Below are 22781 nucleotides of genomic sequence, written 5' to 3'. Positions count from 1 at the left end.
TATTGCATGCTAATTGCCGTAATCGCATTGCCAATTCTAGCCATTTTGAGCGTTAAGAATCGAGATATTGTGCTTTATGCATTTTATTTTTGCGGTGTTTTAGAACTTATTGGACTAATACTTATTTTATTTCATATCATTACCTTAAAAAAGAGAACCTCATGATTAAGCTACTTAAGTTACAAAAAGCCGTTTTGGTTTTAATTTTAGGCATACTTTCTTATATCGCATATTTAATTTTAGATGCCAATGAGGTAGATTCTGCTCGTTACTTACAAATCTTAGCGGGTATTTTGGTTATGGTTGGTGCGCTCTGGCTGCTTTACCCAATTCTTTTCGCGAAAAAAGATGGTGACGGCAACGCTGAAATTAAAACAGACCCAACAGTTGAAGTTCCTGTTGATGAAGAAAAGAAAAAACCTACTGAAGAGTAGGTTTGATTATAATTTTATTTGAACCTATGAAGTTTTTAAAAACCTCATAGGTTTATGTGTAATGCTTAATGGTCAAATCCGCCAATATTCTTCGCCGATTCTTCATCAGAAACAACTTTTCTAACTTTCTTTTTATCTAACCATAAAACCAATGCCGGCAATAAGGTAAGGTTAAATATTAAGGCTACAAACAAAGTTATAGAAAGTAATAATCCTAAAACCACTGTTCCTCCGAAAGTCGAGGCGGTAAAAATTCCAAAACCAAAGAATAAAATTAGGGCAATGTGCGTCATGCTCACACCTGTTTCAGTTATGGTATCTGTTACTACCTTCGGAACGCTAAAGTTAGTAAGGTTTAGCTCTTGCTGATATCTGGTTAAGAAGTATATCGTTTGATCAGAAGCCAAACCAAATGCTATAGTAAAGATTAAAATGGTTGATGGTTTTAATGAAATTCCAAAATAACCCATAATACCAGCCGTAATAATTAATGGTACTATATTAGGCAGTAAAGAAATAAACATAATGCCTAAACTTTTAAACTGGGCAAGGCGAAGAAGCGAAATCAACACAATGGCTAAACCGATACTTTCGAACAAGTGCTTCAACATATAATCTGTTCCTTTAGAGAAGATTACACTTGAGCCTGTTAATTCTACATCAAATTTATCTGGCGGCAGAATGCTATCAATACGGGGTTTTAGTTCGGTCATGATGGCATCTAAGCGTTTAGATCCAACATCGGCCATTTGAAAACTAATTCTTGTACTTTGATTATCCTTACTCACAAAATTTGTTAGCAAACTTGCATTTCCCTTTCCGCCATTGGCAATGTATGATAAAATGAAGTTTTTTTCCATATTATCTGGCAAGCGGAAAAACGTAGAATCATTATTGTAAAATGCCTGAGTAGCATATTTCAAGCCCATGTTGACTGAGATAGAACGAGAAAACTCAGGATATGAAGAAATCATTTTCTCCATTTTTTCCATTCGTTTAAGGTTTGTTAGGTTAAATACACCGTTCTTTTTCTTTGTATCAACACTTACTTCTAGCGGTAAAATCCCTTCAAAATTCTTTTCAAAAAACTTTAAATCGGTTAATATTTCTGAGTTTTTAGGTAAGTCATCAACCACATAGCCATTAACATTTATTTTCATAACGCCTATAAAGGCAATTATAGAAATTACAATTGTTGCTATATAAATTAAAGAACTTTTGTTTTGAACAAGAACATCGGTTTTTACCAATAATTTGTGTAAAAAACCTTCTTCTACATGTGTTTGCGCATTTAATTTTGGTGCAGGCAAATAGCTAAAAATTATCGGGATTAAGCACAAACACATTAACCAGGTTATCATAACATTTATTGATGCTACGCTACCAAACTGCATCAACAGTTCACTTCCGGTAAAATACAATACGCCAAAACCAATAGCAGCTGTTATGTTTGCAATAAGTGTGGTAACTGCGATTCTTTCTATGGTAACGCTTAAAGCACGTGGTTTATCGCCATCTTTTCTAAGTTCATTTTGGTATTTGTTTAACAATAAAATACTATTTGGGATACCAATAATTACAATTAGTGGCGGAATAAGTCCTGTTAAAATGGTGAGTTCAAATCCAAATAAAACCAAGGTACCGATACTCCAAATTACACCCATTATAACCACCAATATTGGAAAGAAAACGGCATAAAATTTTCTAAAGAAAATTAATAGGATGATAGCCGAAACAAGAATTGATAAGCCCAGGAACAGTACAAATTCGTTACTTACTAATTTACTAACCGCTGTGCGGATGTAAGGTAAACCAGATATGTGTACTTGTATTTTTGATTTTTGTTGAAAAGCTTTTGCTTTCTCTTCAATTTGCTTTAAGATGGGATTTCGATCGGCCGTATTTAGGATTTTGGTATCGAAAGTAATGGCCATTAAGGTTGCATTTTGCTTATTGTAAACCAAGCCTTCAAAAAACTGAGTGTTATACAGTGTGTTTTTAATCGAATCCATTTCAGCATCGGTTTTCACCAATCCTGCAGGCATAGCTTTCAGTTGAAATTTCTGATTAACAGTATCTTTTTCCAGTTGAAAAATCCTTCCAGATGATAAAACCTGTTTAATGCCTTTTAGCTTCTGAATGTCGTTACTTAATTGTACCCACTGGTTGTAAATTTCTTTCTTGAAAATAGCCGGAGATTGAATACCGATAACCATTACGCTACCATCTTCGCCAAAGGTTTTTTTGAAATTGTTGTATTTTACGAAAGCACTATCGGTAACAGGCAAAATTTTACTTCCGGTATAAGATAGCTTTACGTTTTTGGCCTGGTAAGCCATAAATACTGTGCCTAATAAGAAAAATACGATGATTGCGATACGGTTTTGAAGAATAAATCGCGATAGCTTAATCCACATTTGCAGCTTAGTTTAATGATGTTATTTAAAGGCAAAACTAATCTAATTTGTAAAATGCGATTGGTTTTTGCACAACTAAATTTGCACAAATAACATACTTTTGATAAAAATGTTTTATTAGCATGTTGCACAAGGTTAGGGGTATAGTTTTAAAGACTACAAATTACAGCGAAAGTAGTGTGATTGTACAGGTGCTTACCGATAAATTTGGCATGCAATCTTATCTTATTAATGGTGTTAAAAAGCCCAAAGCAAAGGTAAAGATGAACATGTTGCAATCACTGCATTTGCTTGATATGGTGGTTTATCATAAAGTTAATACCGATATTCAACGCGTATCTGAAGTTCGCCAAACTCCTGTTTTTAAAAGTATTCCCTATGATGTAATTAAGACCAGCATTGTAATTTTCTTAAATGAAGTGTTGTATAAAAGCATTAGGCAGCAATCGGCTGATGAGAGTTTATTCGATTATATATTTAATTCGGTTGCCTGGTTTGATGAGAGCGAAGATCTAAATCCGAATTTTCATTTATCATTTTTACTTAAGTTGACGCGGTTTTTAGGTTTTTCACCAAATGAAATTCGGCGAACAGACCAGATTTATTTTGATCTCCAAGAGGGAGAATACGTATCAAGGGTTCCTATTCATGCCCAATATCTGCATCTCGAAGATGCCTTAATATTTGTTTCTTTATTTAATACTCCTTTAGAAAAGATCGCTGATATTAAAATGACCAACAAACAAAGACGGTTTTTACTCGATAAGATATTGGTTTTCTATACCTTACATACGGCTTCATTTGGTGAAGTTCAATCGCACAAAATTTTAGAAATATTGCTTAGTTGAAAAAAAATAAAAAAGATTTGCGAAACAAGATTATACCGCTATATTTGCAATCCCAAAAGGAAAGGGAAATTAGCTCAGCTGGTTCAGAGCACCTCGTTTACACCGAGGGGGTCGGGGGTTCGAACCCCTCATTTCCCACTAAACTTTTCAAGGATTTGAAAAGGTTTTAAATTTTGCAATCTCAAATTATTGGGAAATTAGCTCAGCTGGTTCAGAGCACCTCGTTTACACCGAGGGGGTCGGGGGTTCGAACCCCTCATTTCCCACAAAGCCTTTCAGGAAATTGAAAGGCTTTTTTGTTTTAAGAAATTAGCTCAGCTGGTTCAGAGCATCCCGACACTTCGTCGGGAGGGTCGGGGGTTCGAACCCCTCATTTCCCACAAAGCCTTTTAGGAAACTGAAAGGCTTTTTTTGTTTTTAAGAAATTAGCTCAGTTGGTTCAGAGCATCCCGACATTTCGTCGGGAGGGTCGGGGGTTCGAACCCCTCATTTCCCACCAAAAAGCCTTTCAGGAAACTGAAAGGCTTTTTTTGTTTTAAGAAATTAGCCCAGTTGGTTCAGAGCATCCCGACATTTCGTCGGGAGGGTCGGGGGTTCGAACCCCTCATTTCCCACCAAAGCCTTTCAGAAAACTGAAAGGCTTTTTTTGTTTTAAGAAATTAGCCCAGTTGGTTCAGAGCATCCCGACATTTCGTCGGGAGGGTCGGGGGTTCGAACCCCTCATTTCCCACCAAAGCCTTTTAGGAAACTGAAAGGCTTTTTTTGTTTTAAGAAATTAGCTCAGCTGGTTTAGAGCATCCCGACATTTCGTCGGGAGGGTCGGGGGTTCGAACCCCTCATTCCCCACCGAAGCCTTTCAGGAAACTGAAAGGTTTTTTTTGTTTTGAGAAATTAGCTCAGTTGGTTCAGAGCATCCCGACATTTCGTCGGGAGGGTCGGGGGTTCGAACCCCTCATTTCCCACAAAGCCTTTCAGGAAACCAAAGGCTTTTTTTGTTTTAAGAAATTAGGTCATTTGGTTCAGAGCATCCTGACATTATCAGTCGGGAGGGTCGGGGGTTCGAACCCCTCATTTCCCACCAAAGCCTTTTAGGAAACTGAAAGGCTTTTTTTATATATTGTGGTCTGATAAATCATGATTATATTCAACACTTATATTCTATATTCTAAAATTCGCAACAAACACTATGTTGGCTCAACATCTAATCTGGAAGTAAGGTAAAGAACACACAATACGAATCATTCAGGTTTTACAGGTCATGCAGGAGATTGGATTGTTGTTTGGAAGGAGAATTTCTATTCAATGACAGACGCAGCAAGAAGAGAAAAGCAAATCAAATCTTGGAAAAGCAGAGTCTTGATAGAATAATTGATAAAGAATTCTGCTACTTAAAATTCTCTATCAATTTCCAATCAATATCATTTTTATATCCGAAATTGGCAATTCATTTTGATGAGCCAATTGAGTATGGGTAAAGTCATCCGCTTTATATTTTTCGGTAATTACTTTGTGGGGGTTTTAGCTGTTGCTTTAACTTTAGAAGCAACACTACAGTTGAGATTGCCTTTCAATTCCCTGAATTACTATTTACTGCTATTCCTTGCACCTACAATTTATTACACCTACGCTTACAATAAGGTTTCTAAAAATCCTTCTAACACAAACCCTCGAAATCAGTGGTATTTCAAACATAAAAAGTTCATCGGTATAAGTCAGGTTTTACTTATTGCCTTGTGTTTGGTTTTAGCCATTAATTTACTCTACCAAAATTTTAACAACATTTTAAATCTTTCCATTACGTATTGGGTAGCAATATTTGTGATTATGGTTGCCGGAGCATTATATTATGAGTTATTACCAAAATCATTTTTAAATTTTAACCTTCGCAATACAGGTTGGTTAAAGGCCTTCGTAATTGGTTTTGTTTGGGCTTGTTGTGCTAATGTTTTGCCACTAATCATGTTAAAAATAGAAACAGGAATTGGTTACCATGATTCTGTATTGTGGACGTGGCTATTCATAAAAAACTGGATGTTTTGCACTGTTAATGCTATAATTTTTGATATTAAAGATTATCCAACAGACGCAAATAAGCACTTGAGAACTTTTGTAGTACGATACGGTTTGCGCCGAACGATATTTAATATCCTGATTCCTTTATTGATTATTGGATTATGCTCGCTTGGTATTTTTGCTGTTTACAAAGGATTTGGATGGCCTCAGGTTTTCTTTAACGTGCTTCCATTTATCTTAACGATTTATTTAGCTTATTCTATGCATAAGCGAAAGCAAATTTTATACTATTTAATGGTGATAGATGGTTTAATTTTATTCAAAGCAATTTGCGGGATTGTAGGAATGCAATTTCTTAAATAACTGCGAATAAAATGCTGATATGTAAGTTTACTGGTGATTTTAAGTCTTAAAAAATTGAACAATAACTACGATAAGATTGCGAATAGCTATGATGTACTAAGTCAGTTTGTGTTTGGTAAATCGCAGGTTAATGCACAAATTAATCAATTGAAATTTATACCCGAAAACAGTTCGATTTTAATTGTTGGTGGGGGTACGGGCTGGCTTTTGGAAGAAATTAAGCAAGTTCATTCATCAGGATTGACGATAACGTATGTAGAGATTTCTGAGAAAATGATAACACTTTCTAAGGCTCGAAACTTTGGAGAAAACACAATTAATTTTGTACAACTTGATATAGAAGAATTCTATTCTAGCGATAGATTTGATGTTATTTTAACCCCATTTTTATTCGATAACTTCCAATTAGAGAAAGCTGAACATATTTTTAATAAACTAAACTTGATGCTTAAAAAAGGAGGTTTATGGTTTTTTGTAGATTTTAGTTTAACTAGTTCAAAAGGGAAATGGTGGCAAAGGATGCTGTTAAATTCAATGTATTTATTTTTCAAACTTTTAGGTATTGTAGAAGCATCAAAACTTATTGAAATGACCCAGTACTTTTCACGAGAAAATTTTGAAATTATAGATGAGAAACTCTATTATAATGAATTTATAAAAGCAATTGTTTTCAAAAAATAAAAAATCTAATTAAATAAAATTGCACCGGCTATAGTTGCCGCAAACATAGCTGCCATTACAATTCTATCAGCATTTATCCATTGTGCTTTAGTAAGGCTATAGATAATTTTATCTTCGGTTTGTACTTTCGACTTTGCAAATCGAAAAACAGATGTGTCTAATTTAATAATCATAGGAAAATGTTTTTATAGGTATTTTCTATAAAACAAATCTTAAGCCAAAAAATTACGAAAGTGTTTAATTGTTAATAACTTACAATTTAATGTTAATGAATTGATTTGTATCTACTTGCCATCCTTCTAAAATCCATCATTGTTTAAAATTTAGTGGTGAATTTATTCTACAACATAAAATCTATGAGAATTTTTTACTCAAAATTCTACACTATTTTAAGGGTTCCTGTGTAGAATTTAATCCATTAAGTTTACTATGCTTTTTACCGTACCAATAATATATTGCTAAACCTATAAATAACCAAACACCAAGTCTTAACCAAGTTTCCCAAGGTAAAAAGGCCATCATTACCAGACAAACTAAAATACCTAGAATTGGGATTAGCGGCACAAACGGAACTCTAAACGGACGTTTAGCATCTGGGTCTGTTTTTCTTAGGATAAGAATCCCAACACAAACCATTAAAAAGGCTAAAAGCGTTCCTATACTTGTCATTTCTCCAACCACATTCATTGGTACAAAAGCTGCAAAAAGTCCGATAAAAGCACATAACATCATGTTAGATTTCCATGGCGTTTTAAATTTTGGATGCACATCAGAAAAAATCTTTGGTAGCAAACCATCTTTACTTATCGAATAAAACATTCTCGATTGCGCCATTAAATCAATCAAAATTACAGAGGTATAACCAATTAAAATTGCCAGTATTATTGCCTGGCTTAACCATGCATAGGGTGTTTTCTCGATTGCAATAGCAACTGGAGCGCCACTATTTGCAAACTCTTTATAGTTTGCTAAGCCAGTCATTACGTGCCCAAACAAACCAAATAATACCGTGCAAACTAGTAGCGAACCAATTATTCCAATGGGTAAATCTCTCGAAGGATTTTTAGTTTCTTGTGCGGATGCTGCAACGGCATCGAAACCAATAAAAACGAAGAAAACTAAACCTGCACCACGTAATACACCACTCCAGCCGTAATGGCCAAAGGTTCCTGTGTTTTCGGGTATATATGGATGGTAATTTGCTGGGTCAATGTATTGCCAGCCAAGGGCGATGAAAACTAAAACAACACCAACTTTTAGAAAAACAATAATGCCATTCACAATTGCTGAGCCTTTGGTGCCGCGAATTAAAATGGCTGTCATTAAAACCACAACCAATGCTGCCGGAATATTCACTATTCCATTAACCGTACTTCCATCAGCAAGTTTTGCGGTTTCGAAGGGCGAAAGCGTAAGTTGTGGAGGTAAATAAAGGCCGAGACTGGCTAAAAACCGTGTTAAATATTGCGACCAGCTTATGGCAACTGTAGCGCAACCCACAGAATATTCTAAAACTAAATCCCAACCGATAATCCAGGCAAAAAGTTCGCCCATGGTGGCGTATGAATAGGTATAAGCACTACCGGCGACAGGAATCATTGATGCAAATTCTGCGTAGCACAATGCTGCAAAACCGCAGCCTAATGCGGCAATTACAAATGACAAAGTTACTGCTGGTCCGGAGTGGTTTGCCGCCGCCAAGCCGGTTATGGAAAATAGTCCGGCACCTAACGTTAAACCAACCCCTATCAATATTAAATTAACAGGACCAAGGGTTCTTTTTAATGAACCTTCGCCTTGTTGATTGGCTTCAGCAACAATGCTTGCTATAGATTTTTTCATCTGATAAAATTAAACGCTGCAAAATTATCAAAATATATTAAATCTATGGTGTTTGTATAGTTTTTTGTTCTCCCTGAGGTTCTTCTCAATCAGTGTCATTTCCGTGGGTATAGAAACCATAATGTTTTTTGTATTGAAGTCGATTTGTTTGTCTCGCAGATCTAAGAAGATCTTCGCAGAAATTAAAACGTTTTTAGAGGATATTCGCATTTCTAGATAACTTCATACTTCTATCTATTTATCGCTTTGATATTTCTTACACAGTCTTAAGTAATTTAAACCTGATTGCGCCAAATAGCTCCCGATTTTTCATCGGGACTATGGGTAAAAGCAGGACTATCTTGACCGAAGAACCGCAGGTTTTGCTTTTCAAAAAAGGGTAAAATGTAATTAATAAGCTCTTTCCAATTTATCCTTGTGAATTTTCTGCACAGTCTTAAATAAACTAAACTGATTACGCCAAACGATTTGTTTGTCCCGCAGATCTAAGAAGATTTTCGCAGAAATTAAAACGTTTTTAGAGGATATTCGCATTTTTAGATAGCTTCATACTTCTTTCTATTTATGGCTCTGAATTTCTTACACAGTCTTAAGTAATTTAAACCTGATTGCGCCAAATAGCTCCCGATTTTTCATCGGGACTATGGGCAAAAGCAGGACTATCTTGGCCGAAGAACCGCAGGTTTTGCTTTTCAAAATTGGGTAAAATAAACCAATTTATCTTCATTAAAATTATTTAAAAAATTATTTATTTGATTTACAGATACTTAACATTTAACTTTAAATTATTTTAGTACTATGTAATGCATAGTATTATATAAATAATATATCTTTGTTTTATGATAGCAGAAAATACGCAAACACAAATGCGGAAAGGAATTCTGGAATACTGTGTTTTATCAATTATAGCAAGAGGAGAAATTTATGCCTCGGATATTATTGCTGAATTAAAATCAGCAAAACTGCTTGTTGTTGAGGGAACGTTGTATCCATTATTAACCAGGCTTAAAAACAATGGTTTGTTAAGCTACAACTGGGTAGAATCTACCTCTGGTCCGCCACGGAAATATTATACTTTAACAGAAGATGGTAAAGGCATTTTATCTCAATTAGATCAAACCTGGCAAGAGTTGGCTTATGCTGTAGGTATATCACAAAAAGGAGCCAATTCGTAAAAATTTATAACCGCAAAGAAATGGAAAAGACCATCATCATAAATATTGGCAATACAATTATTCATATTGAAGAAAGTGCCTACGAGCTTTTGAAAGCTTATTTAAACGAAGTGAAACACTATTTTGTAAATCATGCAGATGATTTGGAAATCGTTACCGACATCGAAAATAGAATTGCAGAATTATTAACCGAGCAATTGGAAGAACAGAAAAAACAGGTTGTGGATGCTGCCAATGTTAATTTTGTTATTGGCCAAATGGGTCGTGTGCAAGATTTCGACACCATTGAAGATGAGGAAAGTGAGCCTGTTATAAACACAAACTATCAAGCTCAACCTGTAGATAAAAAATTGTACCGCGATATGGATGAGCGTGTAATTGCTGGTGTATGTGCTGGTGTTGCTCATTATTTAGATTTCGATGTGAAATGGATTCGCTTAGCTACTCTTTTGACAGTTTTACTTGGTGGAACTGGTCTTTTGGTTTATGCGTTGCTTTGGATAATTATGCCAAAAGCTAAATCGAGATTAGAAAAAATGGAGATGAAAGGCGAGCCCGCCAATCTACAAGGATTTCAAAAAAACCTTGATGAAGAATTGCAAGCAGTAAAAGAGCGTTTATCTGAAGCCAACAAACATGCACAACCAATTTTCGCACAGGTGGGTATTTTTATTGGTGAATTTTTCGAATGGCTGGGTCGTTTTGTTTCAGGTACCGGAAAAGTAATTTTTAAGGTTATTGCCATTATCATTATCGTATTTGGAGCATTATTTTTACTTTCTTTAATCGTTGGAGCGGCTGCATTTCAAGGTTTTTGGGATGAAAGTATTTATGAATATTTTCCGTTTTCTATTGTGAATGATGGTAACCGTGGTGTAATTGTTCTAAGCGCCTTTATTGTTTGCTTCATTCCCATTTTAGCGCTCGTGCTCTTTTCTATTCGTGTTGCTTTTAGTAAACAAGCTATAAATAAAACACTTTCTTTCGCCTTATTAATTATCTGGTTGGCTGGCGTTGCTACGGTGGGTTATCAAGCGGCAAAAATTTCATCGGAGTTTAAGCAACATGCCGAACTTACTCAAACAAATGATTTGAAAACGCTACCTATCTACGTTATTGATATCGATAAAAGTAAATTTTTTAGTAAGGAAGACAGCATTGCATACCATATCAATGGAAACGAAAAAAATAAAATTGTGGTTGATGATTTTGAAGATGGACCGTTCGTATCGCCAAATAACATTCGCATCATCATTAATAAAAGCGAGACAGCCACAACACGTATTGTTCAGAAATATGAATCGCAGGGAAAAACTTTCCCAAGTGCGTTGCAGAATGCACAAAACATAAGTTACAGCTATATTTCAAAAGATGAGTCATTAGTTTTTAATCCCCGTTTTCAATTAAAAAAAGGTAGCATCTGGCGCAATCAGGAAGTTTATATCTACCTCGAAGTTCCTGTTGGAACAAAGCTGATTATTAAACAAGACGCTTACAGATATATTAATAATTATGGAACCTGGGATTGTGCTGATAAGGAAAACGACTCAAACGATTCTACTGCCTGGATAATGACAGAAGATGGTTTGAAATGCATTGCACAATTAAAAGAAGATGCTATAAAGAAGAAAAAACTAAAACAAGAACTGCTTGATTTGGAATTTTTGAAGAAAAACAGGTCAGCTGATACCATTTATCAAGATTCAGTATCTACCAGAATTAGAGAAGTTGAGCAAGAGTTGGGTATTAATATTGAAGAAAACTAACTTACATACTTATGAAGTTTAATATGCGAATCGGATTAAACTTCATAGGTCAAATTTAAAAAACCATGAAAACATTATTTACGCTAATTGCATGCCTTTTGGTGTGTGGGGTTTCCTTTGCCCAAAAATTCAATAAACTTTCGGGTAAAGTTGTAGATGAAAAAGGTTTGGGCTTGCCCTTTGCAGTAGTAAGAATTTTAAATTCTCCGGATACAACGGTAGTAAAAAGCGGTGCTGCCAATGTGAACGGAGAATTTATTTTCGAAGACCTAAAACAAGGTAATTACCAAATGCAAGTTTCTATGATTGGATACAAAATCAAAAAGACTGCTGTGTTTAATCTTAATGCGGATGTTAAAATTCCTGATATTTTGATGGAAACGGATGCCAAACAACTTAAGGATGTTAGTATTCAAGGTCGCAAACCTTACATCGAGCATCAAATGGACAAAACGGTTTTAAATGTAGAGAATAGCATTGTTTCATCGGGAAGTACTGCTTTAGAAGTCTTAGAAAAGGCGCCAGGCGTTCAAATTGATAGACAAAGTGAACAAATAAAACTCAACAATAAATCGGGCGTAACCATTATGATTGATGGAAAAACCAATTTTCTTTCTGGTGCCGATGTAACCACATTATTAAGCAATATGAGTAGCGACCAAATTGCAACAATAGAACTCATAACCAATCCATCATCAAAATATGATGCATCAGGAAATGCCGGGATAATCAACATCAAGTTAAAAAGAAATAAGGCTTTTGGCACAAACGGAACCGTTTCATTTAATGGCGGACAAGGTATTATGCCCGATTCGCCAAAGGATTTGGGAAGAGCAGGTGTAAATCTAAACTTAAACCACAGAAACGGTAAATGGAATATTTTCGGAAATGGAGCTTTGGCCCGAAAAGCAAGTTTTAACAATACTTTCCTCACAAGAACTACTTTTGCCAATGGTTTAGCAAGCGATTTCACTCAAAATTTTGATAGAAAAAATAAAGGAGTTGGTTTCCAGGGAAAGTTGGGTGCAGATTATTATGCTTCAGAACAAACTGTTTTTGGCGTAATGGTTGATGCGAACACCGTAAATACCGATCTGGTAAATTTCAGCAATACATCTATAAAAGAGGTACAATCGAACGTAACCAGCAACAATTCTGTATTGCAAGATGCATTTTCCAAATCGCCTGCAAATAACTTAACAGCTAACTTTAATGTTAAACACGATTTTGATAAAGCTGGTAAGAATATCACTTTCGATGTTGATTATTCGAACTTCAACAATAAAAAAAATGAAGAGTTTAACGCCAGATATTTAAACCAAACCGGGCAACAAACGAACACTACTTTATTAAGGAATACGACCGATGCCAATATTGATATATTCGCCGCCAAAACAGATTTGACTATTCCCATAAACAAAACGATGAAGTTTGAGACAGGGTTAAAAAGCAGTTATGTAGTTACCAATAATGATTTTCTATCAGAACAGTTTATAACTGGTGTTTGGCAAAATGATTTAAACAAGTCAAATAATTTCGTTTATAAAGAAAATATAAATGCGGCTTATTTAAATTTTGGTAAAGAATGGAAGGTTTTGCAAATTCAAGTTGGATTGAGGGCGGAACACACACATTCAAACGGAAACTCTGTTACAACAAATAAGGAAGTAGATAGGAATTATCTTTCCCTTTTTCCAACTGCTTTCTTAAATCATAAACTGAACGAAAATAACAACATCAGGTATTCGTATAGTCGCAGGGTCGACCGACCAAATTACCAGCAACTAAATCCATTTGCCTTTTACATGGACCCATACGCAATCGATCAAGGAAATCCTTACCTAAAACCTCAATTTACTGATAATTATGAAATTGGTTATAGCCACAAAGAATTTTCGCTTTCTATAAATTATGCCAATACGAAAGATTTGATCACTCAAATTTCTCAACAAGATGAAGTAACTCGAATAGTTAGCGTAATCAGGCAGAATTTAGGCCGAGCACAAAACTATTCTGCAAACCTGTATTTCCCTATCAAAATTACTAAATGGTGGAACATGCAAAACAATGCGAGTTTGTACTATAACAAGTTTACCGATGCAAACATAGAAGGTGCAGCCTACAGCGCAAGTAAACTGGCTTATAATTTCAATACCTCCCAAACATTTATTCTACCTAAAAGCTTCACTGTAGAAATAAGTTTTTGGTACGAATCTCCAAAGGTTTCGGGTGTAGAGCAAACAACCATTCCGCAATATGCTTTAAATGCCGGAATACAAAAAAGTATGTTAAACAAAAAGCTTAAGTTAAGGCTAAATATGGATGATATTCTGCTTACCAATTACTGGAAAGGTGCACTTGATTATCAAAACGTAAATTTAAGGGTTACAAATAGATACACCAGCAGACGGGCAAACTTTAGCGTGAGTTATGGTTTCGGTAACCAAAATGTGAAATCAGCCAGATACAGAAATACGGCAACGGATGATATAAAAGGTAGAGCAGGAGGTTAGAGTATAATCTTAGTTGTCAGTCTGAGCCTGTTGAAGATTTGATGTAATACTTCTAACTTAACCTCACCCTATGAAAGGTAGTAGTTATTGTTTGGCCATTGCATCCCTCTCCTTGAAGAGAGGGAAATGAAAAACTGTGGTTTGAACCAATTTTCATAGTTCGTATAGCATGAGCCAAACCAAAAACTTTGATAGGGTGAGGTTTAAGGTATGTATTATTTATGCTTGCTTATTAAAGCTCATATCTTACTAGGCGGAATAAGAAAAGTATAAACAAAATAACTTTCTGTAAGTAAGTCTTTGGGATTTTTAGTGTATATATCCATAATAGGTTTTATAATTTAAAATGTTTTATGTTGTTAATTAGACATTAAAATATAGGCAAATGGCATACTTTTGCCTTGATAATATTTATGGTATCGTGATGAATAAAGACCGTTGTTTAAAGCCCGCGACTGATGAAGAATGCAAAAAAGCTTGGCTCGCTTTGCAAGATACCCTCGATGTTATTGGAGGAAAATGGAAATTAGTTTTAATAGCCATTTTAAGGGGCGGTAAACTTAAGTTTCGCGAATTATCCAGAGAGGCTGAAATATCTCCAAGAATTTTATCGAAGGAATTAAAGGATCTTGAAATCAATGGTTTGGTTACCAGAACTGTGTTAAACACTCGACCAATTTCCGTCGAATATGAATTAACGCCTTATAGCCAAACGCTTTCAGAAATGATTGTTTCCATGCACGAATGGGGGAAACAGCATCGTCAAAGATTCAAAGAACAATAATTTTAATCCTACTTTTTAGTTTACGTCACCCTGAAATAAATTCAGCAATACTTGTCTTACAAGCATTACGGCGATAAAACAGCAAATATTAAGTTTAAGAATTGAACTCAGGTTACAAAGATTTATCGATCATATTCGGAATTACATTCATACTTCTTCTGTGATTTCTGTGTTTCTTTGGCAATTTTATTTTTCTCTGAAAGTTAGTTCAGTAATCCTTTTGGTGTTTCAGCCCTGCTTTACATTGCAAGCCCAATGAAAAATTGGGGCTTTCCATTTCAATCACGTTTATTTAACAAAGGTAAGTCGCTTTTCGGGCATTACCGTCAGCTCCATTGGAACGTAGCGGAACTAAAATCTTCATACGGCTAATTAAAAAGATTTCTCGGCGATGCTCGAAATGACGTTTTATATTCCCGTCACCTCGATTGGAGCGCAGCGGAATAGAGCGGTCTATGACCAATGGTTTTCCTAATTACTAACCTGAATTCGATTATTAATTTTCCTTCAACTTATTAATAAGCTACATTTTTTAGTTTACGTCACTCTGAATTATCTCCCGGTCTTTTTTGCAGCGAAGATGCTGAAATAAATTCAGCAAGACTTGTCGTACAAGCAATACGGCGATAAAACAGTAACTATTAAATTTATACAAATGCCTCAAAAATCGAAGTTGGGTTCCAATACTCTCGATAGTTTTCAATCTGCTCTCCTCTTATCGATATACGACCCACGTAGATTTGTTGGTATAACTTACCAGTAGCAATTACTTTGGCACTGCCTTCAAATTCAACAAATACCATGTTTGGGTCGGAGGTAGGGAAAAAATTAAAATTTGTAAAAGCCCAATCACTCGCCCCTTTGATTACGTTTCTAATGTATTCGGTAATTGCCTCATTTCCACTTACTGTTTTTGCGTATGGCGCTGGCGCAAAAGGAAATTCCTGTACCACATCTTCAGTAAAGATTTTAGCGTATTCTTCCCGGTTCATTTCCGGGTTTGTGAAATAAGATAAGTGCTTACGAAATAAACTTTCGGCAAGCGAAACCTTATTGTTGTTGTTGTATGTGGTCATAATTTTGCTGTTAATTAATAAATCTTTGTTGTTAATTGGATGCAAAAATATGTTAGAAGGGATTGAATGTTACTATGGGTTACATTTGGGATACCGATAACATTTAGGATACTATGGTAAATAAAACCCTAGTGGAAGACGGTAGAATTGAATTTATTTAGGTGCCAGTCTGAGCTTGTCGAAGACCTAATGTAATAATTCGACAACCTAAGAATGATATAGGATAGTTTAAAAAAATCTTATGAAAAATTTATTATTACTAGGTATTCTCAACTTACTATACAATACATTGCTATATCACCCTTTTATTTTATATTTGATTAATAATCACCGACTTCTTAGCTCAGCTGGTAGAGCAACAGACTCTTAATCTGTGGGTCCAGGGTTCGAACCCCTGAGGGGTCACTGAAAATGAGACCAAAAAACACTAAAACGTTGTAAATCATATGATTAGTGTTTTTTGTGGAAGGCCTAAAAGCCCTAATATGTGCATTAAATCACATATAAAAGGTGCGTCATTCGGTGAGTCATTTGAAATTTAGCAATGACTCACCGAATAGCTTGTAACCTATTGTTAATCAAGTAGTTCAAAGGATGAACATCTTGTCGTTTTTAGACTGTAAGGCTAACTTTGTTAACCTTAATTCAGTTATATGAAAACTAATTTTAGTCTGCTCTTTTATGTAAAGAGACCAAAAAATCAACAAAAGAAAATTGTTCCGGTTTATGTGCGCATAACGGTTTCAGGACAACGTTCCGAAACAACTACCGGTGTTAATTGTGACCTTGACCGCTGGAATCCTAAAACAGGTCGCCAGATTGGAAGTAAAGAGGAAGTAAAAATTTTCAATGCATATCTTGACAATCTTCAATCTGAAATTTATAAGGCACATAAGAATCTTTCGGAGTCATCTGAGGAAATTACAGCAGAAAGTATTAGATGTAAGTGGTTAGGGATTGAAAAGGAAATTCATACCGTAATGGAAGCTGTTATGCTTCATAATCAAAACATGGAAGCTTTAATCGGGAATGGTTATGCCATAGGAACCCTCAAAAGATTTCAGGTATTGGAGCGTCATGTTTTAGCTTTTCTTGAAAAGAAATATTGCACCAAAGACATGAACATTAAGAAAATCAATCGTCCTTTTATAAATGACTTTGAATTTTTTCTAAGAACGGAAAATAAATGTTCTGGTAATACTGCTGCAAAATACCTAAAGAACTTTGGAAAGATTCTCCGAATCACTTTGGCGTCAGGATGGATAGATAAGGACCCGATGTTTGGGTATAAGATAAACATGAAACCAGTCGAACGTCCTTTTTTGTCTAATGAAGAACTTAATATCTTGGCTAGAAAAAAATTTTCTACTGAAAGGCTTTCTCAAGTCAGGGATATTTTTCTTTTTTGTTGTCTTACCGGACTTGCATATTCAGACGTAGAAAAACTCAGTTTATCTAATATCCAGATAGGAATTGATGGTAGTAGCTGGATTTATACTAACAGGACAAAAACAGGTGTACGCTCTGCAGTTCCTTTACTACCTTCAGCTGTGGTAATATTGGACAGATATCAAGATAATGCCTACTGTATAAATAAGGGTAGGGTACTGCCAGTATCAAGTAACCAGAAGATGAATGAGTATTTAAAGGAGATTGCAATTCTGTGTGGAATTGAAAAACACTTGAGCTCCCACATCGCAAGGCATACATTTGCAACAACGGTAACTTTACTAAATGGAGTTCCGATCGAAAGTGTTTCAAAAATGCTGGGACATACTAATATTAAAACAACTCAAATTTATGCCAAGGTCTTAGATATTAAGGTGAGCGCAGACATGGCGCTATTGAAAGAAAAATTTTCTATTCTCCAATAGCCAAAATAGCGTAGCTTTTAAGTAAGGCTATAACAATTCTTCTAAACTCACTTTTAATCAGAGGATCGCTGGTTCGATTCCACAATATATATCTGATAATCAATAAATTAGCCCCACTCCGTCCGAGTCGGGTTTTTTATTTGTACAAAATTTGCACAACAAAATTAGATAACGATAAATAGTTTTTTTTGAATTCTCAGAGCTTAAAATCATTCTACGTTTTTGCTTTCAGTTTTGCAAATCATAATATGACAGCCAAAACTTATTTGCACAAAATTTGCACAACAGTTTATCACCATTTCTCTAGCCGTTACTGGGAAAATTTCGAACTTTTTATTATCTGATTTGCAGGAACTGGCCAAAGTGAGTTATTTTTTAAAATTTAATTTTCGATATTTTTAAGTTGTTGATCAGTATTATATTTTTATCTGACATATCATTTAAATTATTTTTAAAATATCGAATCAAGTAAGGTTGGCGGATACAATACTTGTTCATGCTTTTGTGCAATGGCCTGTAAGTCTTTGATAGTTTCAGTGGTCATTGGTGGCGGTGGAAGAAATTCTTCAGCAGCAAGTGGATTGCCAACTTCTTCAAAAGACTCTTCCAGCCCGGCAGGCATAACTAAATAAAGCAATTAAGCCATCTTATCGCTTACATATTTAAATAATGTACTATACCTCCTTCATGCTCCACTAAAAAAGAACTCTTTCTTGCGATATAAACCCCGGTTTCGGAATGAACTTCACTTCGCCATCGACGATATAAAAGGAATTATAAAACTTATCGTGTGAATTTGGCCTGGGCCGTTTTGAGGAGGCATCAGCATTTCAATAATCGCAAATGCTTCGTAGGTTTGTTTGCCCCAAAACAAGTATCTGGTAGTTACCACCTACTACAGATAAAATTTTACCACTTTCAGGGTCTATTGTAATTGGCATTGGTTTTGAGTTTCCCTTATGATTTTTGTTTTTAGTTACAATACTTTTGAATTAAATGGTTGAAATTACCTTTTTTAATAGCGGCTTTAGGAAAGTAGCTAAATATCGGCTCAGCTATTTCTGAATGCCTACCATTCTGGAATTGCTTAGGTATACAAACAAGACTAAATCTGAAAACTTACTTGGCGTTTCTGCTTCTGTGGCCAAACGGTCATTTTCCAATCCTTTTAAAATATAAAAGGGCGTTCTCAAAGTTCTTGTTCCCAGGATCAATGGTGGTGGTTATTCTACATTCCTCGTTAGAAACATTATGATAATAATGTTTCTCTTTTGGGTTTATTGTCGCTAAATCTCCCTGTTTTAAAGGGAGGATCTCTCTACCTTTACCTAATTTAAGGGTTCCTTTTAGGACCGAGAATGTTTCAGAAAATAAAGTATGGTAATGTCAGGGAGTTTTCTCTCCAGGAAGAATATTGAGCTCCACTACACTATTGTTAGTATTGATGTCAACTGAACTGATAAGCTTAATATATCCCGGTGCTCTCACGAAGCTTTCAATTTAGGTTTGGTTATTAATAAAACTATCCCGAATACAAAGCAAACAATGATGGCGATAACATGGGGAAGGGCCTGTAGAACGCCGTTATAGTTTTTACTGAGCACGGTAACCATATCGTTGAGTGGAATCATTGTTCCAAATAGTAACGTTATGCCTAAGGCCCGTCGCTCATTCAATAGCATGAAACCACAAATAATCAGCCCGGAGAAGATGTCTCTGCCATGAAACAAGATGATAGTAAAGCGAACATTGAAAATAGGTTTCTGGAGGTGCGAGAATAAGTTTAATACTATCTTTAACATACCAGCGCTGCAAGCAAGATAATTCGATCAGACCTGACTATTATCAAGGTAAACGAGGCATTAACCGAATTATTGGGCTACTCAGCGCGGGAGCTTGAGGGGACAAAAATAATCGAGTATGCCTGCGAAGAGTACAAAGCGCACTGGTGTCACCTTCAGAAGGAACTCTGGGAGAAAGAAATGCCATTTTTTAAGCTCAAGGTGGATAAACTAATCTGATTAATCCCTTGCCGCCAAATTACTAATCAATTGACAAGTAATACTTTATAGCAAATTTATTTCTGGTGGGACGGGATCAATCCATTCTGGTTTATCCAATTTAAAGGCTAACAATAGTATAATAGTTAAAATAGCCAAACCAAGCAAATTACTACTAGATGAAGGTTAGTTTAGACTACTAAGAGATACAGATTTATTGCTCGTTTGATATTTCTAATGTTTTCTTATGAACATTTCTATATCTTTTTAACCTTGAGTTTGTTTACTGTATTTAATACCAATTAGTTGTTCCGTAATTGAATTAAGAATATTTAAATACCGTTTTTTTACGGTTGAACATTAATCCTTTGTTCTCCCTATACGAAATTAATTATTTCTTTAGGTCAGTTACTTAGGCGTTTGAATATTTCGTGTGTCTGTGATTATAAAGTAGGCAGCCTAATTGACCATTATAATTGAAAGGTGATTTATGAGAAATCTTTTGGTATTTTATTTATTAAAAGGGCGAATCAAACCTACTACTTATTGGGGTATGGCAATTCAAAACTAAATGTAGAGCCGATTCCCTCTTCACTCTCAACAGTTATCGTTCCTCCAAGTTGCTGAATTATTTTCTGACAAATATACAAACCAAAGCCCAGTCCTTTGATGACGCCTGAGCTGCCAATGCGGTATAGCCTGTCGAAAATGATATCAAAATCTTTTTTTGGAATACCTATGCCATGATCAGTTATTGATATTCTAATTCTGTCATCAATAATTTTGGATGCTATGTTTATTTCTCCGCCTGATGGTGTATATTTAATGGCATTTGTAATCAGATTGGTGAGTATTTGGGCTATTTTTCCTTATCGCCGCTAATTTCCTGAAGTTCACTGAAATTGATAATAAGTTGATGTCTATCTGTTGTTTGCTGAAGTGAATCCACTACCTCGTGAACTAAAGCATTCAAATCAAATTTCTGTATATCAAGTTTCAGTTGGCCTGCATTAATTGTAGCTACATCAAGCATGTCATTTATCAGCTTCAACATTCGGTCAGTCAGATGCGACATTCTTAAAGCGAAAGTAGATGCACCGGAATCATCCTTTAAGTCGATTTTCTTCAACGTTATCTGCCCATATGCTTTCATGCTGGTAAGAGGCGATTTAAGTTCGTGAGAAACTATACCAATAAAATCTTTTAGGTGCTGTTCAGTTTCTATCCTTTTTGTAACATTGTTAAAATTAGCAATCATTGATGCTACGCCAGATTCATCGAGCGAATTGGTCACCCTGCTTTCCACCCAAATCCATTTGCCATTTTTGTGTCTCATCCGATGTAGCAAAACCATACACTCACCGCTGCTTTCGGTGAGATTCTTATACTGCTCCTTGATTCTTTCTAACTCGTCAGGATGACCAAGTTTCCATGCGGGTAGCTTAAGATATTCTTCAGCGCTATAACCTATTACATTTTCTACTGAAGGGCTGCAGTAGGTACGCTTACCATCTTTATCTACAACAACTATTCCGTCCGTTGACTTCGCCATTATGGCCTCAAATAGTTTCATTTGCGTCAGGTTTTTTTTTGTTGATTCGTTTAAAGCATTGCTCAATCCGATAAGGAGCCAGGCCTCGACAGTATAAAGCAATAATTGTATCGATTGATTATGATTGATGGCGAGGGCACCGTAAGGAGCCATAAAAAAATATATGATAGCGAGTAACGAAATCGAAATGCCAAAGTAGGCGGGGCCTTTTCCAAGCCATCGGCTGCAAACAATGACGGTGCCGAAATACAATAGAAAAGGCGTTGATAATCCTATCATATTAAAATGGTAAAGTTTAATGATAGTCGCGATAGAAACTAATCCAAAGCTTAAGACATAACGCATATAAACTGGGATTTCTGGCGTTGATAATTTTCTCATCTCTGATCTTTTGTCAAATGTTTTAGTAGGTTTGATTATTATCTCAACTTATTTTTGTATCCAACATATAAAGAGTGGTAAAGGGTTAATCTTGGAAAAGAAATAAATTTATATATTATTATGCTCAATACAAAGTTCAGTTTTTTCAATTTATTAAACCTCAATTTATCACGTCTTTGTAAAGACAATCTGATAAATCTTTATAGTCAACTCTTCCAGGTAATTAGGAAAATCGGTACTGGTTATTCAAGGGGGGAAGGATTGGATTACATTCGAATGGCAGCTGCAAGGGTGGATAAACCACAATTGAATGACCCCTTTGCACCAATTTTTTATGGTTTATAACTTCATTGATTAATATTGAGTTATGAGAAAAATATTTTTGGCGAGTGGGGGTCAACCGACAGCGGTTTATCCAATGTATGACATTCGCTATCATATTCGGAAGTTAGTCAGGCGTCACTACAATAGCCATCCTCATCAATCTCCGGATCTGTGAAATTACACATACAGCTTTTAAATCATTTTACAGTACTCATAAATATTCGTTTTTTGAGACATTTTCTTTTTACCGTAACCCTTGCATATAACCTTAAAGCAAAAAGAGAAATATACAGTAGGAGATGGATATCTATACATTTAGAGACGTTTCTTCTTCTTTTTGCTGTATTGAGTGCATTAAATATTTTAGCGAATAGAAAAAGATCGACAAGAATTATTCTACAAGTTTAGCTTATTAATTAAGTAAACAAGGGTATTAAAATTCAAATTTTAAAACTATTTTAGTAAAATACTTTATAAGCTAATTATATCTTGAAACCTAGAATTTTTATTGGTAGTTCAGTTGAAGGGCTACCTATTGCAAAAGCAATTCAAACAAACTTACAACACTATGCATTTGTAGAAATTTGGTCGCAGACAAATTTTGAATTATCTGCTACGACACTTAATTCTTTAATTGAAAGTGCTAAAAATTCTAATTTTGCAATTTTTGTCTTTACACCTGACGATACATTGAACATAAGAGATAATTCAGTAAAAGCTGGATATTCTGGAGCATGT

At 35.2% G+C, this 22781-nt stretch carries 21 protein-coding genes, 6 tRNA genes and 1 pseudogene; 18 read left to right on the top strand and 10 right to left on the bottom strand.

Going from position 1 to position 22781, the window contains the following annotated elements:
- Positions 1-161 precede the first annotated feature (161 nt).
- Complete coding sequence (locus D7004_RS14520) at positions 162-434, top strand: isoleucyl-tRNA synthetase (RefSeq protein WP_123206566.1); 273 nt, start codon at positions 162-164, stop codon at positions 432-434.
- 65 nt (positions 435-499) lie between these two features.
- Here D7004_RS14520 and D7004_RS14515 read toward each other — a convergent pair whose 3' ends face one another.
- Complete coding sequence (locus D7004_RS14515) at positions 500-2851, bottom strand: efflux RND transporter permease subunit (RefSeq protein ID WP_244214349.1); 2352 nt, start codon at positions 2849-2851, stop codon at positions 500-502.
- Positions 2852-2973: 122 nt separating this feature from the next.
- Between D7004_RS14515 and recO the strand changes: the two genes are divergently transcribed.
- The 9 genes from recO to D7004_RS14450 all read left to right on the top strand — a co-directional run bounded on the left by recO (position 2974) and on the right by D7004_RS14450 (position 6756).
- Positions 2974-3699 (top strand): DNA repair protein RecO, encoded by a 726-nt coding sequence (gene recO, locus D7004_RS14510; RefSeq protein WP_123206565.1) that lies wholly within the window; start codon positions 2974-2976, stop codon positions 3697-3699.
- 63 nt (positions 3700-3762) lie between these two features.
- Positions 3763-3837: transfer RNA gene (locus tag D7004_RS14505), tRNA-Val, on the top strand.
- 53 nt (positions 3838-3890) lie between these two features.
- Positions 3891-3965, top strand: a tRNA-Val gene (locus D7004_RS14500).
- Between the two features lie 37 nt (positions 3966-4002).
- Positions 4003-4079 (top strand) — tRNA-OTHER (locus tag D7004_RS14495).
- 389 nt (positions 4080-4468) lie between these two features.
- Positions 4469-4545 (top strand) — tRNA-Lys (locus tag D7004_RS14475).
- Positions 4546-4584: 39 nt separating this feature from the next.
- Positions 4585-4661 (top strand) — tRNA-Lys (locus tag D7004_RS14470).
- Between the two features lie 172 nt (positions 4662-4833).
- Entirely contained in the window at positions 4834-4920 is an 87-nt protein-coding gene (locus D7004_RS21310) for a GIY-YIG nuclease family protein (protein WP_208646860.1), read from the top strand.
- Positions 4921-5151: 231 nt separating this feature from the next.
- Positions 5152-6075: a UbiA prenyltransferase family protein gene (locus tag D7004_RS14455; protein ID WP_244214348.1), complete on the top strand. Its 924-nt coding sequence runs from the start codon at positions 5152-5154 to the stop codon at positions 6073-6075.
- 54 nt (positions 6076-6129) lie between these two features.
- A complete protein-coding gene (locus tag D7004_RS14450; protein ID WP_167459509.1) occupies positions 6130-6756 on the top strand; it encodes a class I SAM-dependent methyltransferase in 627 nt (208 codons plus the stop codon).
- 5 nt (positions 6757-6761) lie between these two features.
- Here the strand turns inward: D7004_RS14450 and D7004_RS20725 are convergent, their stop codons facing one another.
- The 3 genes from D7004_RS20725 to D7004_RS21160 all read right to left on the bottom strand — a co-directional run bounded on the left by D7004_RS20725 (position 6762) and on the right by D7004_RS21160 (position 9325).
- The gene (locus tag D7004_RS20725; RefSeq protein WP_167459508.1) at positions 6762-6929 is read right to left on the bottom strand and encodes a hypothetical protein; all 168 of its coding nucleotides are present in this window, start codon (positions 6927-6929) and stop codon (positions 6762-6764) included.
- A gap of 211 nt (positions 6930-7140) precedes the next feature.
- The gene (locus tag D7004_RS14445; protein ID WP_123206562.1) at positions 7141-8598 is read right to left on the bottom strand and encodes an amino acid permease; all 1458 of its coding nucleotides are present in this window, start codon (positions 8596-8598) and stop codon (positions 7141-7143) included.
- A gap of 598 nt (positions 8599-9196) precedes the next feature.
- On the bottom strand, positions 9197-9325 hold the full coding sequence (locus D7004_RS21160) for a hypothetical protein (protein WP_279634761.1): 129 nt from the start codon (positions 9323-9325) through the stop codon (positions 9197-9199).
- Between the two features lie 112 nt (positions 9326-9437).
- Here D7004_RS21160 and D7004_RS14440 point away from each other — a divergent pair, with 112 nt between their 5' ends.
- The 4 genes from D7004_RS14440 to D7004_RS14425 all read left to right on the top strand — a co-directional run bounded on the left by D7004_RS14440 (position 9438) and on the right by D7004_RS14425 (position 14836).
- Positions 9438-9773: a PadR family transcriptional regulator gene (locus tag D7004_RS14440; protein WP_123206561.1), complete on the top strand. Its 336-nt coding sequence runs from the start codon at positions 9438-9440 to the stop codon at positions 9771-9773.
- Between the two features lie 20 nt (positions 9774-9793).
- Positions 9794-11539: a PspC domain-containing protein gene (locus D7004_RS14435; RefSeq protein ID WP_123206560.1), complete on the top strand. Its 1746-nt coding sequence runs from the start codon at positions 9794-9796 to the stop codon at positions 11537-11539.
- 65 nt (positions 11540-11604) lie between these two features.
- Positions 11605-14052 carry an outer membrane beta-barrel family protein gene (locus tag D7004_RS14430; RefSeq protein ID WP_123206559.1) on the top strand — a complete coding sequence of 816 codons (2448 nt, stop codon included), beginning with the start codon at positions 11605-11607 and terminating at the stop codon, positions 14050-14052.
- A 385-nt stretch (positions 14053-14437) separates the two neighbouring features.
- Entirely contained in the window at positions 14438-14836 is a 399-nt protein-coding gene (locus D7004_RS14425) for a winged helix-turn-helix transcriptional regulator (RefSeq protein ID WP_244214347.1), read from the top strand.
- 647 nt (positions 14837-15483) lie between these two features.
- Here the strand turns inward: D7004_RS14425 and D7004_RS14420 are convergent.
- Positions 15484-15912: a nuclear transport factor 2 family protein gene (locus D7004_RS14420; protein WP_123206557.1), complete on the bottom strand. Its 429-nt coding sequence runs from the start codon at positions 15910-15912 to the stop codon at positions 15484-15486.
- 332 nt (positions 15913-16244) lie between these two features.
- Here D7004_RS14420 and D7004_RS14415 point away from each other — a divergent pair.
- Positions 16245-16317: transfer RNA gene (locus tag D7004_RS14415), tRNA-Lys, on the top strand.
- 248 nt (positions 16318-16565) lie between these two features.
- The gene (locus D7004_RS14410; RefSeq protein WP_123206556.1) at positions 16566-17786 is read left to right on the top strand and encodes a site-specific integrase; all 1221 of its coding nucleotides are present in this window, start codon (positions 16566-16568) and stop codon (positions 17784-17786) included.
- A gap of 451 nt (positions 17787-18237) precedes the next feature.
- Here D7004_RS14410 and D7004_RS20860 read toward each other — a convergent pair whose 3' ends face one another.
- From D7004_RS20860 to D7004_RS21300, 3 genes and pseudogenes are all read right to left on the bottom strand, one after another.
- Positions 18238-18408, bottom strand: coding sequence for a hypothetical protein (locus D7004_RS20860; protein WP_208646859.1), 171 nt, complete (start codon positions 18406-18408; stop codon positions 18238-18240).
- 530 nt (positions 18409-18938) lie between these two features.
- Positions 18939-19160, bottom strand: a pseudogene (locus D7004_RS21305) (cupin domain-containing protein); the annotation flags it as partial.
- 110 nt (positions 19161-19270) lie between these two features.
- Positions 19271-19588, bottom strand: coding sequence for a DUF4267 domain-containing protein (locus D7004_RS21300; RefSeq protein ID WP_123206555.1), 318 nt, complete (start codon positions 19586-19588; stop codon positions 19271-19273).
- Positions 19589-19606: 18 nt separating this feature from the next.
- Here D7004_RS21300 and D7004_RS21295 point away from each other — a divergent pair, with 18 nt between their 5' ends.
- Positions 19607-19807, top strand: coding sequence for a PAS domain-containing protein (locus D7004_RS21295; RefSeq protein WP_123206554.1), 201 nt, complete (start codon positions 19607-19609; stop codon positions 19805-19807).
- 518 nt (positions 19808-20325) lie between these two features.
- On the opposite strand, the gene D7004_RS21290 is transcribed toward D7004_RS21295, so the two are convergent.
- Together D7004_RS21290 and D7004_RS14380 are read right to left on the bottom strand one after the other, a co-directional pair.
- Positions 20326-20613, bottom strand: a complete 288-nt coding sequence (locus D7004_RS21290) for a sensor histidine kinase (RefSeq protein WP_407946543.1) — start codon at positions 20611-20613, stop codon at positions 20326-20328.
- A 32-nt stretch (positions 20614-20645) separates the two neighbouring features.
- Positions 20646-21719: a PAS domain S-box protein gene (locus D7004_RS14380; protein WP_123206552.1), complete on the bottom strand. Its 1074-nt coding sequence runs from the start codon at positions 21717-21719 to the stop codon at positions 20646-20648.
- An 813-nt stretch (positions 21720-22532) separates the two neighbouring features.
- Between D7004_RS14380 and D7004_RS14370 the strand changes: the two genes are divergently transcribed.
- On the top strand, positions 22533-22781 hold a 249-nt coding region (locus D7004_RS14370; protein WP_167459507.1), incomplete at its 3' end, for a TIR domain-containing protein.

This window comes from Pedobacter jejuensis (assembly GCF_003725795.1).
GTDB lineage: Bacteria > Bacteroidota > Bacteroidia > Sphingobacteriales > Sphingobacteriaceae > Pedobacter > Pedobacter jejuensis.
This window is presented reverse-complemented; position numbering and strand designations above follow the sequence as displayed.

What these genes read in the sequence shown, in the direction of transcription:
- D7004_RS14520 (WP_123206566.1), top strand. Translation starts at nt 162, where the DNA reads ATGATTAAGCTACTTAAGTTACAAAAAGCCGTTTTGGTTTTAATTTTA.
- D7004_RS14515 (WP_244214349.1), bottom strand. Translation starts at nt 2,851, where the DNA reads ATGTGGATTAAGCTATCGCGATTTATTCTTCAAAACCGTATCGCAATC.
- recO (WP_123206565.1), top strand. Translation starts at nt 2,974, where the DNA reads ATGTTGCACAAGGTTAGGGGTATAGTTTTAAAGACTACAAATTACAGC.
- D7004_RS21310 (WP_208646860.1), top strand. Translation starts at nt 4,834, where the DNA reads ATGATTATATTCAACACTTATATTCTATATTCTAAAATTCGCAACAAA.
- D7004_RS14455 (WP_244214348.1), top strand. Translation starts at nt 5,152, where the DNA reads ATGAGCCAATTGAGTATGGGTAAAGTCATCCGCTTTATATTTTTCGGT.
- D7004_RS20725 (WP_167459508.1), bottom strand. Translation starts at nt 6,929, where the DNA reads ATGATTATTAAATTAGACACATCTGTTTTTCGATTTGCAAAGTCGAAA.
- D7004_RS14445 (WP_123206562.1), bottom strand. Translation starts at nt 8,598, where the DNA reads ATGAAAAAATCTATAGCAAGCATTGTTGCTGAAGCCAATCAACAAGGC.
- D7004_RS21160 (WP_279634761.1), bottom strand. Translation starts at nt 9,325, where the DNA reads ATGAAGATAAATTGGTTTATTTTACCCAATTTTGAAAAGCAAAACCTG.
- D7004_RS14440 (WP_123206561.1), top strand. Translation starts at nt 9,438, where the DNA reads ATGATAGCAGAAAATACGCAAACACAAATGCGGAAAGGAATTCTGGAA.
- D7004_RS14435 (WP_123206560.1), top strand. Translation starts at nt 9,794, where the DNA reads ATGGAAAAGACCATCATCATAAATATTGGCAATACAATTATTCATATT.
- D7004_RS14430 (WP_123206559.1), top strand. Translation starts at nt 11,605, where the DNA reads ATGAAAACATTATTTACGCTAATTGCATGCCTTTTGGTGTGTGGGGTT.
- D7004_RS14425 (WP_244214347.1), top strand. Translation starts at nt 14,438, where the DNA reads ATGGCATACTTTTGCCTTGATAATATTTATGGTATCGTGATGAATAAA.
- D7004_RS14420 (WP_123206557.1), bottom strand. Translation starts at nt 15,912, where the DNA reads ATGACCACATACAACAACAACAATAAGGTTTCGCTTGCCGAAAGTTTA.
- D7004_RS14410 (WP_123206556.1), top strand. Translation starts at nt 16,566, where the DNA reads ATGAAAACTAATTTTAGTCTGCTCTTTTATGTAAAGAGACCAAAAAAT.
- D7004_RS20860 (WP_208646859.1), bottom strand. Translation starts at nt 18,408, where the DNA reads ATGCCTGCCGGGCTGGAAGAGTCTTTTGAAGAAGTTGGCAATCCACTT.
- D7004_RS21300 (WP_123206555.1), bottom strand. Translation starts at nt 19,588, where the DNA reads ATGTTAAAGATAGTATTAAACTTATTCTCGCACCTCCAGAAACCTATT.
- D7004_RS14380 (WP_123206552.1), bottom strand. Translation starts at nt 21,719, where the DNA reads ATGAGAAAATTATCAACGCCAGAAATCCCAGTTTATATGCGTTATGTC.